The organism is Micromonospora sp. NPDC049497 (assembly GCF_044465805.1).
Taxonomy (GTDB): Bacteria; Actinomycetota; Actinomycetes; order Mycobacteriales; family Micromonosporaceae; genus Micromonospora.
The window spans coordinates 180,843-193,865 of record NZ_JBITMC010000002.1 but is presented as its reverse complement, the minus strand read 5'-3'; the positions used below and the strand labels follow the sequence as shown (position 1 = coordinate 193,865).

Here is a 13,023-nt window from a genome sequence, read left to right as displayed (position 1 = left end):
CCGGGTGCTGCTGGGCCGGGCCGCCCGGCTCGGCGCCGCGGGGCGCGCCCCCCGCCCCCGCCGCCTCGCCGGCTTAGGCGGGGTAAACGGGGGGCCCTTCCTCTACCGCAGGCGTTAAGAAGGGGCCCCTCCTTACACCTCAGCCGGGGAGGAACGAGAAGCGGACCTGACGGGTGGGGTTGTCGCCGTTCGGGTCGACCAGGCACACCGACTGCCAGGTGCCGAGCGCGAGCCGCCCGTCGACCACCGGCAGGGTCGCGTACGGGGGCACGAACGCCGGAAGCACGTGGTCGCGGCCGTGGCCGGGTGACCCGTGCCGATGCCGCCAGCGGTCGTCGGTGGGAAGCAGGGCGTCGGGGGCGGTCAGCAGGTCGTCGTCCGAGCCGGCTCCGGTCTCGATGATCGCCAGGCCGGCCGTGGCGTGCGGGACGAAGACGTGCAGCAGCCCGTCGCCCTGACCGGAGACGAACCGCTCGGCCTCGGCCGTGATGTCGCGGACGGTGGGCCGGGAACCGGTCTGGACCGTGATCACCTCGGTGCGCATAGGCCGCATTCTGCCGGAGCCGGCGGGGCCGCGCCGGGACGACCGGTCCGCTCACCACTGCCGCCGGCCTGTCCCGGCGGGCTGCCCCCGCCGGGACGACCGGCCCGCGTCACGAGCTGCCGCCGCCCCCGCCGGAGTCCCCGCCCCCGCCCGAGGACCAGCCGCCGCCGGAATCGCCCCCACCGAAGGACCAGCCGCCGCCGGAGTCCCCGCCGGACGACCAGCCGCCCGGGTCACCGGTGCCGCCGTGGTGCCGGTCGTCGTCGTACGAGGCGCCGTAGTCGCCGGTCGGCCCCGGAACGTAGCCGAAGGCGCCGCCACGCCGTCCCCGCACCACCGGCCGGGGTGCGGAAGCCTGGGTCCCGGCCCGCGCCAGGAGCGCGCCGAGGAGGACCAGCCCGCCGCCGAGGACGAGGACCGGCAGCGCCGCGAGATCACCCGCGAGGAAGGTGGCCGTGCCCGCGATGACCACCAACACCGACCCACCCAGTGCCAGCATTCCGCCCATGATCACCTGTCGTCCGTTCATACCCGCACGGTAGGGAGAGCCCGCAAGACGGCCCGACGGACCGTCACCGGCGGATGAACCTCCGACCAGCAGAAAGTTACCGGCGGGTACCTGTGTTGAGCGTCGCGTCTGGGGGAGGGAGACGTGACGCCAGGTGCCGCGAGGGGGCAGGATGGCGCTAGAGACCTATCCCACACACAACCGAGGGAACGCCTGTGGCTACGGAACGCAAGCGCCCGGTGATCACCGCTGGTCTGCCGAGCCAGCTTCCGGACATCGACCCTGAAGAGACCGGCGAATGGGTCGAGTCGCTCGACGGTGTCATCGACGAGCGCGGGACCAAGCGCGCCCGCTACGTCATGCTGCGCCTGCTGGAGCGGGCCCGTGAGCGCCAGGTCGGGGTGCCGTCGCTGACCACCACCGACTACATCAACACCATCGCCCCCGAGCGGGAGCCGTGGTTCCCCGGTGACGAGCACGTCGAGCGGCGGATCCGGGCGTACGTCCGGTGGAACGCGGCGATGCTGGTGCACCGGGCGCAGCGCCCGGAGATCGGCGTCGGCGGGCACATCTCCACCTTCGCCAGCTCGGCCTCGCTCTACGAGGTGGGGTTCAACCACTTCTTCAAGGGCAAGAACCACCCCGGCGGCGGCGACCACATCTACTACCAGGGTCACGCCTCCCCCGGCATGTACGCGCGGGCGTACCTGGAGGGGCGGCTGAGCGAGCACCAGCTCGACGGGTTCCGGCAGGAGCTGTCCCACCCGGGCGGCGGGCTGCCGTCGTACCCGCACCCTCGGCTGATGCCGGACTTCTGGGAGTTCCCCACCGTCTCGATGGGGCTCGGCGGCCTGAACGCCATCTACCAGGCCCGGTTCAACCGGTACCTGCACCACCGGGGCATCAAGGACACCTCCGACCAGCACGTCTGGGCGTTCCTGGGCGACGGCGAGATGGACGAGCCGGAGACGCTCGGCGCGATCGGCGTGGCCGCCCGCGAGGAGCTGGACAACCTCACCTTCGTGATCAACTGCAACCTGCAGCGGCTGGACGGCCCGGTCCGGGGCAACGGCAAGGTCATGCAGGAGCTGGAGGCCTTCTTCCGGGGTGCCGGCTGGAACGTCATCAAGGTTGTCTGGGGCCGGGAGTGGGACCCGCTGCTCGCCGCGGACACCGACGGCGCGCTGGTGAACCTGATGAACACCACGCCGGACGGCGACTACCAGACCTACAAGGCGGAGTCCGGCGCGTACGTGCGGGAGCACTTCTTCGGCCGCGACCCGCGGACCCGGAAGATGGTCGAGCACCTCTCCGACGACGAGATCTGGAACCTCAAGCGGGGTGGCCACGACTACCGCAAGCTCTACGCGGCGTACAAGGCGGCGACGGAGCACACCGGTCAGCCGACGGTGATCCTGGCCAAGACGATCAAGGGCTGGACGCTCGGCTCGCACTTCGAGGGCCGCAACGCCACGCACCAGATGAAGAAGCTGACGCTGGAGGACCTGAAGACCTTCCGCGACCGCCTCTACCTGGACATCCCGGACAAGGCGCTGGAGGACAACCCCTACCTGCCGCCGTACTTCACCCCGGGGGAGAAGTCCGACGAGATCGCGTACCTCAAGGAGCGGCGCCAGCAGCTGGGCGGCTACCTGCCGTCCCGGCGGACCAGCAGCAAGCGGCTGACCATCCCGGGCCCGGAGCGGTTCGCCGACGTCAAGCGCGGCTCGGGCAAGCAGAAGGTGGCCACCACGATGGCCTTCGTCCGCCTGCTCAAGGACGTGATGAAGGACAAGGAGTTCGGCAAGCGCTGGGTGCCGATCATCCCGGACGAGGCCCGCACCTTCGGCCTGGACTCGATCTTCCCGACCGCGAAGATCTACTCGCCGCACGGCCAGCGGTACACCTCCGTCGACCGGGAGCTGTTCCTGTCGTACAAGGAGTCGACCACCGGGCAGATCCTGCACGAGGGGATCAACGAGGCCGGCTCGGTCGCCTCGTTCACCGCGGCCGGCACGTCGTACGCCACCCACGACGAGCCCATGATCCCGATGTACATCTTCTACTCGATGTTCGGGTTCCAGCGCACCGGCGACGGGTTGTGGGCGGCGGCCGACCAGATGGCCCGCGGCTTCCTGCTCGGCGCCACCGCCGGCCGGACCACGCTCAACGGCGAGGGTCTGCAGCACGAGGACGGCCACTCGCTGCTGCTCGCCGCCACCAACCCGGCGGTGGTCGCGTACGACGCGGCGTTCGCGTTCGAGCTCGCGCACATCATGGAGAACGGCCTGCACCGGATGTACGGGGACGCGCAGGAGAACGTCTTCTACTACCTGACGGTCTACAACGAGCCGATCCACCAGCCGGCCGAGCCGGCGGACGTGGACGTCGAGGGCCTGCTCAAGGGCATCTACCGCTACTCGCCGGCGCCGCAGGTGGGCGGGGACGCGCCGAAGGCCAACATCCTGGCCTCCGGCAGCGGCATGCAGTGGGCGCTCAAGGCGCAGCAACTGCTCGCCCAGGACTGGGGTGTGGCCGCCGACGTGTGGTCGGTGACCTCCTGGACGGAGCTGCGCCGGGACGCGGTGGAGTGCGAGGAGCACAACCTGCTGAACCCGGGCAAGGAGCAGCGGGTGCCGTACATCCAGCAGAAGCTGGCCGACGCCGACGGACCGAAGGTCGCGGTCAGCGACTGGATGCGCGCGGTGCCGGACCTGATCTCGCGCTGGGTGCCCGGCGACTACACCTCGCTCGGCACCGACGGCTTCGGCATGTCGGACACCCGGCACGCGCTGCGCCGGCACTTCCACGTCGACGCCGAGTCGGTGGCGGTCGCGACGCTGCGGCAGCTCGCGCTGCGCGGCACGGTGCCGGCGAACGTGCCGGCCGAGGCCGCCAAGAAGTACGCGATCGAGGACGTCACTGCGGCCCCGGTCGGCGAGACCGGCGGGGACAGCTGAGGCGTACGCACGACAGCAGGGCCCGGCGCGTGTCACCGCGCCGGGCCCTCGTCGTCTCACCGGCGGTGGTATGACGCATCCGGTATCGCGGCCGTGCTTTGTCCGGGACCCCCACCGGCCCCACAATATTCTCAGGGATCGATGCGTTCAGGGTTTCCCGCGGTTCGATGGAACCCGGACCGGCCCGGTGGACCTTCCCGTCGCGCCCGTCCGCCGACCGATCGGGACGCCGACGCCGGGCCGGCGCGACGGTAGGGAGTCCCCATGCGAGTCGTTCGCATCATCACCGCCCTGGCGGTCGGCGCACTGACCGTCACCATGCTCGGGTCGGTCTCACCCTCGGTGGCGCACGCGCCCGACACACCCGCCGGGCGGGCCTCGGCGCAGGAGTTCATGGCCCAGCGGGAACCCACCCAGCGGCTGGCCGCCGCAGCCGCCGCCACCTGCACCAACGGCCAGGCCGCCGGTTATCCGTGCCGCAACGTCGACCTGCTGTCGTTCCTGCCCCTGGCCAACATGGGCGGCAGCCAGGCGAACGACATCTGGGGCTGGACCGACAGCACGACCGGCAGGGAGTACGCGCTGGTCGGCCGCCGTAACGGCACCTCGTTCGTCGACGTGTCCAACCCGACCGCGCCGGTCTACCTGGGCAACCTGCCCGCGTACCAGAACCGCACCGCCGTCTGGCGGGACATCAAGGTCTACCGGAACCACGCCTACGTGGTGGCCGACGTGACCGGCCACGGCATGCAGGTGTTCGACCTGACCCGGCTGCGGGGCGTCACCTCCCCGAAGACGTGGACGGCGGACGTCCACTACAACCGGTTCGGCAACTCCCACAACATCGCGATCAACGAGGCCACCGGCTACGCGTACGCGGTCGGCTCGAACACCTGCAACGGTGGGCTGCACATGGTCGACATCCGCACCCCCAGGTCACCGGCCTACGCCGGCTGCGTCAACAACGACGGGTACACGCACGACACCCAGTGCGTCGTGTACCGGGGACCGGACACCGCGTACACGGGCCGGGAGATCTGCGTCAGCTCCAACGAGGACACGGTCACCGTGGTCGACGTGACGACGAAGTCGGCACCCCGCCAGCTCGCCCGCATCGGCTACTCCGGCCGCGCGTACACCCACCAGGGGTGGTTCACCGAGGACCAGCGGTACTTCCTTCTGGACGACGAGCTGGACGAGTCCCGGCGCGGGGTCAACACCCAGACGTACCTCTGGGACGTGACCGACCTGGACGCGCCCCGGCACATCGGCACCTACAGCGCGCCCTCCGGCGTGAAGGCCACCGACCACAACCAGTACGTCAAGGGCAACTACAGCTACCAGGCCAACTACCGGGCCGGCCTGCGCATCCTGGACGTACGCAACGTGGCGAGCGGCCAGGCCACCGAGGCCGGCTACTTCGACGTCTACCCGTCCAGCAACAGCAACTCGATGAACGGGGCGTGGAGCACGTACCCGTACTTCCCGAGCGGGATCGTCGTCGTCAGCGGCATCGAGCAGGGGCTCTTCGTCCTCCAGCCCCGGTTGTCGTGACCGCGACCAGCGACCGCCGGCTGTCGACCGGCAGCGTGGAGGGGGCGTCCCGCACGGGGCGCCCCCGCCCCGACGACGTGGCCGACGCCCCGCCGCCGGTCCCACCCACCGGCCGCGCCTCCCGCTGGGCCGCCGCCGCGCTGGTCCTCGGCCTGGTCCTGGCGGTCGGCTTCGCCGCGGGCCGGGTCGGCGCCCGGTCGGCGGGCCCGGTCCGCGCGGCGCTGCCGGGAAGCGCGGCGCACCTCGGCCACGGCCCCGGCGGGCTGGAGGTGTCCCGGGACGGCTGGACCCTGGCCCTGGACAGCGCGAGCCTGGTCGCCGGCCGGCCGGGCGAGCTGGCGTTCCGGATCACCGACCCGACCGGCGCCGCACTGACCACCTTCCAGGAGAACCACGAGCGGCGGATGCACCTGGTCCTCGTCGGCCGGGACCTGGCCGGCTACCAGCACGTGCACCCGGAGATGGCACCCGACGGCACGTGGCGTGTCCAGGTCACACCCGCCGCGCCCGGCCCGCTGCGTGCCATCGCCGACTTCTGGCCGGAGGGAGCACCGGCGGCGGTCACCCTGGGCGTGGACGTGCCGGTCCCCGGCCGGTACGCCGCGCGACCGCTCGCCCCGCCGGAGGAGACCGTGCTCGTGGCCGGGTACACGGTCACGCTCGACGGCGGCCTGCGCGCGGGCGAGTCCAACCAGGTGCTCGTCTGGCTCGGCCGGGACGGCCGGCCGGTGCACGACCTGCAACCGCACCTGGGCGCGTACGGGCACCTGGTCGCGCTGCGCCAGGGCGACCTGGCGTACCTGCACGTCCATCCGGCGGCGGCGAGCCGGCCCAGCTCGGTGGTGGCGTTCGGCGTGACGGTGCCGTCGGCCGGCACCTACCGGCTGTTCTTCGAGTTCCGGCACCTCGACCGGGTGCACGTCGCCACCTTCACGGTGACGGTGTGAACCGCCCCGCCGCACGCGTGCAGGTCCGGCAGGTCCGGCGGGCGCGGCGGCGGGGTGGGGGCCGGCGGCGACCCGGGGTGCCCCTGGCGGGGACATCCGGGCCACCGCCGTCGCGCGGGTGGCGCCAGGACGGATCCGGTCAGCCGACGGCGGCCAGGTCGGTCAGCCGGGCGAGCGAGTCCTCCAGGTCGGCGCCGACCCGACGCAGACCGAGCCGGAGCAGGGCGGCCTTGACCGGACCGGCCGGCCAGCGTACGACGATGAGCCGCACGATCGTCCCGCTCTCCTCCTCGTCGGCGGTGAGCTGAACATAGATCTCGGTGCGCGCCTCCGCCCGGGCACCGGCGCCCTTGGCCCGTTCCCGCCAGCCGATCAGGGTCGGCTCCTGGTAGGCGATCACCTCGGCCTCGTGCGCCGCGCCGCGCCCCGCCTGGACCAGCTGCCGCCGACCGAAGCCCTCACCCGAGAGCACCTCGGCCGCGCGGACCCCTGCCAGCCAGGCCGGCAGCTGCTCGGCCCGCTGCACGACATCCCAGACCACTTCCACCGGCGCCATCACGTGCGCACTGCGTTCCACGAGGATCATTTCCGTCTTTCCTCCGGTGAGGACATCCCACGATATCGGCACTCTATGCGTCAAATAGGACTTAGTTGGACGGGTTCGGAAAAGACACGCCGAAACCCATTGCCCTGACACCACGCGAGGGCCTATGGCGTTCGGCGGGAGAGGGCCCTAGAGTCCCGAGCACGCCTCACGTACGACGGGAGAGCCCATGCCGACCGGACCGCTGCCCCGCTTCCCCGCCGGGTTCCGCTGGGGCGTGTCGACGTCCGCGTACCAGATCGAGGGCGCCGCGCGGGAGGACGGGCGCGGGCCGTCCATCTGGGACACCTTCGCCCGCTCCCCCGGAAGGATCGTCGACGGCAGCACCGGGGACGTGGCGTGCGACCACTACCACCGGTACGCCGAGGACGTGGCACTGATGGCCGGCTTGGGCGTCTCGGCGTACCGCTTCTCCATCGCGTGGCCCCGCGTCGTGCCGACCGGCACGGGTGCGGTGAACCCCGCGGGGCTGGACTTCTACGACCGGCTGGTGGACGACCTGCTGGCCCACGACATCGATCCGGTGGCCACCCTCTTCCACTGGGACCTGCCGCAGCCGCTGGAGGACGCCGGTGGCTGGCTCGACCGGGACACCGCCCACCGCTTCGCCGAGTACGCCGACGCGACCGCCGCCCGCCTCGGCGACCGGGTGAAGCTCTGGATCACCCTCAACGAGCCGTTCGTCCACATGAGCCTCGGCCACGGCATGGGCGTGCACGCCCCGGGCCGGATGCTGCTCTTCGACGCCTTCCCGGTCGCCCACCACCAACTGCTCGGGCACGGCCTGGCCGTCGCCGCGCTGCGCGCCCGCACCGCGAGCCCCGTCGCCATCGCCAACAACTACTCGCCGGTGCGGGTGTTCGGCGACACCGACGCCGACCGTGCCGCCGGAGCCGCGTACGACGCGCTGCACAACCGGCTCTTCACCGACCCGCTGCTGGGCCGCGGCTACCCCGACGGCGCCGGGCTCGACACCGCCGTCGTGCGCGACGGGGACCTGGCGACCATCGCCGCCCCGCTGGACGTGCTGGGGGTCAACTACTACAACCCCACCGGCGTACGCGCGCCCGAGGAGGGTTCGCCCCTGCCGTTCGAGATCGTGCCGCTGGAGGGCTACCCGCGGACCGCCTTCGACTGGCCGGTGGTCCCCGACGGTCTGCGCGAACTGCTCGGCTGGCTGCACCGCACGTACGGCGCCGACCTGCCGCCGATCCAGGTCACCGAGAGCGGCTGCGCGTACGACGACGCGCCGGACGCCGACGGGCGGGTGCACGACCCGGAGCGCATCGCGTACCTCGACGGGCACCTGCGCGCGGTCCGGGCCGCCATCGACGACGGCGTGGACGTGACCGGGTACTTCGTCTGGTCGCTGCTGGACAACTGGGAGTGGGCCGAGGGCTTCACCAAGCGGTTCGGGCTGGTGCACGTCGACTTCGACACCCAGGCCCGTACGCCCAAGTCGTCGTACGCCTGGCTCCGCGACCTGATCCGCGCGCGGTGACCACCGTCGACCCGACGCCGGCGTCACTGCCGGCGGCCCTCGCCGAACCCACCGCGGCCGTCTCGCGGCGCTGGGTCGCGCTGCTCGTCACCGCCAACCTCGGCGTCTGGATGGCGTTCTTCACGCCGATCCAGGTGCTGCTGCCCCAGCAACTGGGAGTTATCGCGCCGGACGACAAGGAGACCATGCTCGCGGTGGTCACCGGGCTCGGCGCGCTCGCCGCGGTCCTGGCCAACCCGCTCGCCGGAGCGCTGTCCGACCGCACCTGCCTGCGGGTGGCCGGCCACGAGTTCGGCCGACGGCACGTGTGGACCGCCGGCGGCGCGGTGCTCGGGGCGCTGGCCCTGATCCTGCTGTCGCAGCAGCGGACCGTGGCCGGCGTGGCGCTGGCCTGGGTCGCGGCGCAGGTCTGCTTCAACGCGATGCTGGCCAGCCTGACCGCCGCCGTGCCGGACCGGGTACCGGTGGCCCAGCGCGGCGGAGTCTCCGGCTGGGTGGGCATCCCGCAGGCCCTCGGCCTGGTGCTGGGGGTGGTGCTGGTGACCGCCGTGGTGACCGGCAACGCCGCCGGGTACGTCGCGATCGCGGTGGCGGTGCTGCTGCTCGCCCTGCCCTTCACCCTGCGCACCGTCGACGATCCGCTGCCGCGGGCGCACCGGCCACCGCTGCGCGGCCTGGTCGCTTCGATGTGGGTGTCGCCGCGCCGGTACCCGGACTTCGGCTGGGCGTGGATCACCCGTTTCCTGGTGCAGCTCGGCAACGCCCTGGGCACCCTCTACCTGCTCTACTTCCTCACCGACGAGGTGCGGGTCGCGGACCCAGAGGGCGGGCTGCTGGTGCTGATCCTGCTCTACACCGCCGGCCTGGCGGCGACGGCCGTGGTGGCCGGACGCCTGTCCGACCGCTCCGGGCGGCGGAAGGTCTTCGTGATCACCGCCGGCGGGATCATGGCGGTGGCGGCGCTGCTGCTCGCCGCCGCGCCGGTCTGGCCGGTCGCGGTGGTCGCGGCGTTGCTGCTCGGCGCCGGGTACGGCGTCTACCTGTCGGTGGACGCCGCGCTGATCACGCAGGTGCTGCCCCGGGCCGCCGACCGGGCCAAGGACCTCGGCGTGATCAACATCGCGAATTCCGCGCCGCAGGTGCTCGGCCCGGCGATCTCCGCGCCGATCGTGGTCCACCTGGGCGGCTACCCCGTGCTCTACGCGGCCACGGCGGCGGTCACGGTCCTCGGCAGTGTCCTGGTGCTGAAGATCCGCTCGGTGCCCTGAGCCTGCCCCGAAGCGGAATCCGGTCGCGGGCGGCCGTAGGCTGGGGACGTGACGGTACGTGTACGCTTCGCCCCTTCCCCGACCGGTATGTTCCACGTCGGCGGTGCCCGCTCGGCCCTGCAGAACTGGATCTACGCCAAGCAGCAGGGCGGGGTGTTCGTGCTCCGCATCGAGGACACCGACGCGGCCCGCAACAAGCCCGAGTGGACCGAGGGCATCCTGTCGGCGCTGGAGTGGATCGGCATCGCGCGGGACAGCTACGAGGGTCCCTACTTCCAGTCGTCGTACGCGGCCGAGCACCGCGCCGCCGCCCAGCGCCTGCACGAGGCGGGTCGGGCGTACTACTGCGACTGCACCCGGGAGGCCGTACAGGCCCGCACCGGCTCGCAGTACCAGGGCTACGACGGCTTCTGCCGGGACCGGGGCCTGGAGCCGGGCGAGGGCCGGGCGCTGCGCTTCCGTACGCCGGACGAGGGCGAGACCGTGGTGGTCGACCTGATCCGCGGCGAGCCGACCTTCGAGAACAAGCTGATCGAGGACTTCGTCATCGCCCGCGGTGACGGCTCTGCGGTGTTCCTGCTGGCGAACGTGGTCGACGACATGACCATGGGCATCACCCACGTGATCCGGGCCGAGGAGCACCTGCCCAACACGCCGAAGCAGCAGTTGCTCTGGGACGCCCTCGGGGTGAAGCCGCCGGTCTGGGCACACGTGCCCGTCGTCGTCAACGAGAAGCGCCAGAAGCTCTCGAAGCGGCGGGACAAGGTCGCGCTGGAGGCGTACCGGGACGAGGGTTACCTCGCCGACGCGATGCGCAACTACCTCATGCTGCTCGGCTGGGCGCCCTCGAACGACCGCGAGATCGTGCCCTGGTCGGTGATCGAGGACGAGTTCCGGCTGGACGAGGTCAGCCCCTCCCCCGCGTTCTTCGACGAGAAGAAGCTGCGCGCGTTCAACGGCGAGTACATCCGGGCGCTGCCGGTGGCGGAGTTCGTCGACGCCTGCCGGCCGTGGCTGACCGGCACCGACACGATCCCGCCGCCGCCGTGGCAGCCCGAGGAGTTCGACGCGGACGCCTTCGCGGCGGTCGCCCCGCTGGCCCAGACCCGGATCGCGGTCCTCAGCGAGATCGTGCCGAACGTCGACTTCCTCTTCGTCGACAGCCCGCTCATCGACGAGGCGGCCTGGACGAAGGCGATGAAGGAGGGCGCGGCCGACCTGCTCGACGCGGCGATCGCCGCGTACGGGGCACTGGAGTCGTGGAACGCCGAGTCGCTGAAGTCGACGCTGGAGGCGGTCGGGGCCGAGCGCGGCCTCAAGCTCGGCAAGGCGCAGGCCCCGGTGCGGGTCGCGGTGACCGGTCGCACGGTCGGCCTGCCGCTCTTCGAGTCGCTGGAAGTGCTGGGCCGCGAGCGCACCCTGACCCGCCTCCGCGCCGCCCGCCTCCGCCTGTTCTAACCCCCGACCCCCCACCCCCCCACCCCCCCGCGCCACCCCGCCCCCGGCCCTCCCCGCCTCCCTGCCCCCGCGATCTTGCACTTTCGGTCGCGGGTTGGTCCCGAACTGCCCGATTTACGGCGGCAGTAAGTGCAAGATCGCGGAACCCGGAGGGCGCGGGTGCGGGGGTGCGGGTCAGGGGTTGGGGGATCGGCGGCGGCGGAGGGCCAGGGTGCCGGCGAGGGCGGCTAGCGCGAGTGCGCCGCCGAGGGCCCAGAGCCAGCCCCGGCCGTCCGACTCGCTCTCCCGGGCGGCGGGTACGGCCGCCGTCGGGCTCGCGGCCGGCGGGCCGCTGGCGGTCGGCGACGGTACGGCCGGAGCGGCGCCGGAGGGCGACGACGGTGCGCCGCCCGGGGTGGCGGACTCGGCGGGCGTACCGGTGGTGAGGGTGAACCGGACCTCGCCGGTGACGGGGTGGCCGTCGCTGGACGCCACCTGGTAACCCACGATGTACAGGCCGGCCTTCCCGGGCCGGAAGGCGACTGTCGCCCGGCTGCCCGCGAAGCGGACGTCGCCACCGGCCGCGGGCACGTTGTCCGGCCCGGTTACCGTGACCTTCGTCGACGCCGGATCGAGCGAGGCGAGGAACCGGAGTTCGATCCGGGCCGGCGCCGAGGCCAGCCGGGCGCCGTCGCGCGGGTCGCTGCCGGTCAGCGAGTTGTGCGCGGCTGCCGGCGACGCCGGCACCAGCAACGACACACCGAGCGCCACGCCGAATACGACTGGCCAGGTACGAGCCACGCGTGCGACCCTGCCCCCCATGAACCCCTCCGTAAAGGTACGATCCGCCCGCTGATCAACGGCTGCTGCGCATTAGTCGGGCCCGGATCGCAGATAGTTCCAATAACTGTTCCACGAGCTGCAACCGATCGACGTTCCGCGGAGTCTTTGTGGTGGACACCCGGCCTGCTGGTCGGTCACCACCGTCGACCGACCAACGCGTGACCTGCAGCGAAGCCATCCATCGAACGGGGCGAGGAGGCGGCGATGGTCCGACGGATGAGGCGGCTGGCAGCCGTACTGGTAGGTGGTCTGGCAGCGGGTCTGCTCTGGCTGGGGGTGGCCGACCCGGTGCGGGCGGCGCCGAAGCCGGCACCCGCGGGCGTGGACATCACCGGTACGGGGCTGGAGGTGCCGCTGCGGCTGCGCGCCGACACCCACCCGGTACACGTGGCCGCGGTCATCGACCAGGTCAACTTCCTCGGCCGCATCGGCCGGGCCACCGGCCCCAAGGCGGCCGACCTCGGTCCTAAGTACACGGTGGTCGTGCTGTCCGGCGACAAGCCGAAGCAGACGTACGACCTCTACCCGCAGGCCCTCGGCGGTCCCCGTGTCTACCGGCCGGCGAAGCAGCCGGACGCCCGCAAGACCAGCGCCGGCTGGTTCCTCGGCCGGCTGAGCATGTCCGAGACGTTGCGGACGGCCGGTGTGCCGCTGGAACGGCAGTTCGACACGGTCAGCGGCGGCGTCGGCGGTGGCGAACGGGTCATCCCCGAGGATTCGCTGGACCCGGCCAAGGGCATCGACGAGGCGCTCGGTGAGCTGCAACGGCTGCTGCTGCTCAACGTCGCCGTGATGCTGACGATCACCTTCGGGCTGGCCGGGATCGCCCTGCTGATCCGCCGGCGCACCCGCTGACG

The 13,023-nt window shown here is 72.2% G+C and carries 11 protein-coding genes; 7 read left to right on the top strand and 4 right to left on the bottom strand.

Going from position 1 to position 13,023, the window contains the following annotated elements; translation table 11 throughout:
• Positions 1-139: 139 nt before the first annotated feature.
• A complete protein-coding gene (locus ACIBR0_RS04140; RefSeq protein WP_396712611.1) occupies positions 140-544 on the bottom strand; it encodes a YjbQ family protein in 405 nt (134 codons plus the stop codon).
• Between the two features lie 109 nt (positions 545-653).
• The gene (locus tag ACIBR0_RS04135) at positions 654-1,073 is read right to left on the bottom strand and encodes a hypothetical protein (RefSeq protein ID WP_396712610.1); all 420 of its coding nucleotides are present in this window, start codon (positions 1,071-1,073) and stop codon (positions 654-656) included.
• A gap of 194 nt (positions 1,074-1,267) precedes the next feature.
• On the opposite strand from ACIBR0_RS04135, the gene aceE reads away from it, so the two are divergent.
• The 3 genes from aceE (at position 1,268) to ACIBR0_RS04120 (ending at position 6,513) form a co-directional block, all read left to right on the top strand.
• Positions 1,268-4,012, top strand: a complete 2,745-nt coding sequence (gene aceE, locus ACIBR0_RS04130) for a pyruvate dehydrogenase (acetyl-transferring), homodimeric type (RefSeq protein ID WP_396712609.1) — start codon at positions 1,268-1,270, stop codon at positions 4,010-4,012.
• 264 nt (positions 4,013-4,276) lie between these two features.
• Positions 4,277-5,566 (top strand): choice-of-anchor B family protein, encoded by a 1,290-nt coding sequence (locus ACIBR0_RS04125; protein WP_396712608.1) that lies wholly within the window; start codon positions 4,277-4,279, stop codon positions 5,564-5,566.
• A complete protein-coding gene (locus tag ACIBR0_RS04120) occupies positions 5,563-6,513 on the top strand; it encodes a hypothetical protein (RefSeq protein ID WP_396712607.1) in 951 nt (316 codons plus the stop codon). The genes ACIBR0_RS04125 and ACIBR0_RS04120 overlap by 4 nt, the downstream gene beginning before the upstream one ends.
• 139 nt (positions 6,514-6,652) lie before the next feature.
• Here the strand turns inward: ACIBR0_RS04120 and ACIBR0_RS04115 are convergent, their stop codons facing one another.
• Positions 6,653-7,099, bottom strand: coding sequence for an SRPBCC family protein (locus ACIBR0_RS04115; protein WP_357037907.1), 447 nt, complete (start codon positions 7,097-7,099; stop codon positions 6,653-6,655).
• 187 nt (positions 7,100-7,286) lie between these two features.
• Here ACIBR0_RS04115 and ACIBR0_RS04110 point away from each other — a divergent pair, with 187 nt between their 5' ends.
• The 3 genes from ACIBR0_RS04110 to gltX are packed head-to-tail and all read left to right on the top strand — an operon-like array spanning position 7,287 to position 11,344.
• Positions 7,287-8,618, top strand: coding sequence for a GH1 family beta-glucosidase (locus tag ACIBR0_RS04110; protein WP_396712606.1), 1,332 nt, complete (start codon positions 7,287-7,289; stop codon positions 8,616-8,618).
• Positions 8,615-9,886: an MFS transporter gene (locus tag ACIBR0_RS04105; protein WP_396712605.1), complete on the top strand. Its 1,272-nt coding sequence runs from the start codon at positions 8,615-8,617 to the stop codon at positions 9,884-9,886. Before ACIBR0_RS04110 ends, ACIBR0_RS04105 begins: the two co-directional genes overlap by 4 nt.
• Positions 9,887-9,934: 48 nt before the next feature.
• Positions 9,935-11,344 (top strand): glutamate--tRNA ligase, encoded by a 1,410-nt coding sequence (gene gltX, locus ACIBR0_RS04100; RefSeq protein ID WP_396712604.1) that lies wholly within the window; start codon positions 9,935-9,937, stop codon positions 11,342-11,344.
• Positions 11,345-11,518: 174 nt separating this feature from the next.
• Here gltX and ACIBR0_RS04095 read toward each other — a convergent pair whose 3' ends face one another.
• Complete coding sequence (locus ACIBR0_RS04095) at positions 11,519-12,124, bottom strand: copper resistance protein CopC (RefSeq protein WP_396712603.1); 606 nt, start codon at positions 12,122-12,124, stop codon at positions 11,519-11,521.
• Between the two features lie 246 nt (positions 12,125-12,370).
• On the opposite strand from ACIBR0_RS04095, the gene ACIBR0_RS04090 reads away from it, so the two are divergent.
• Positions 12,371-13,021 carry a hypothetical protein gene (locus ACIBR0_RS04090; protein WP_396712602.1) on the top strand — a complete coding sequence of 217 codons (651 nt, stop codon included), beginning with the start codon at positions 12,371-12,373 and terminating at the stop codon, positions 13,019-13,021.
• Positions 13,022-13,023: the final 2 nt, after the last annotated feature.

Coding starts and splice junctions, on each gene's coding strand:
- ACIBR0_RS04115 (WP_357037907.1), bottom strand. CDS start 7,099: ATGATCCTCGTGGAACGCAGTGCGCACGTGATGGCGCCGGTGGAAGTG.
- ACIBR0_RS04140 (WP_396712611.1), bottom strand. CDS start 544: ATGCGCACCGAGGTGATCACGGTCCAGACCGGTTCCCGGCCCACCGTC.
- ACIBR0_RS04110 (WP_396712606.1), top strand. CDS start 7,287: ATGCCGACCGGACCGCTGCCCCGCTTCCCCGCCGGGTTCCGCTGGGGC.
- ACIBR0_RS04090 (WP_396712602.1), top strand. CDS start 12,371: ATGGTCCGACGGATGAGGCGGCTGGCAGCCGTACTGGTAGGTGGTCTG.
- ACIBR0_RS04125 (WP_396712608.1), top strand. CDS start 4,277: ATGCGAGTCGTTCGCATCATCACCGCCCTGGCGGTCGGCGCACTGACC.
- ACIBR0_RS04135 (WP_396712610.1), bottom strand. CDS start 1,073: ATGAACGGACGACAGGTGATCATGGGCGGAATGCTGGCACTGGGTGGG.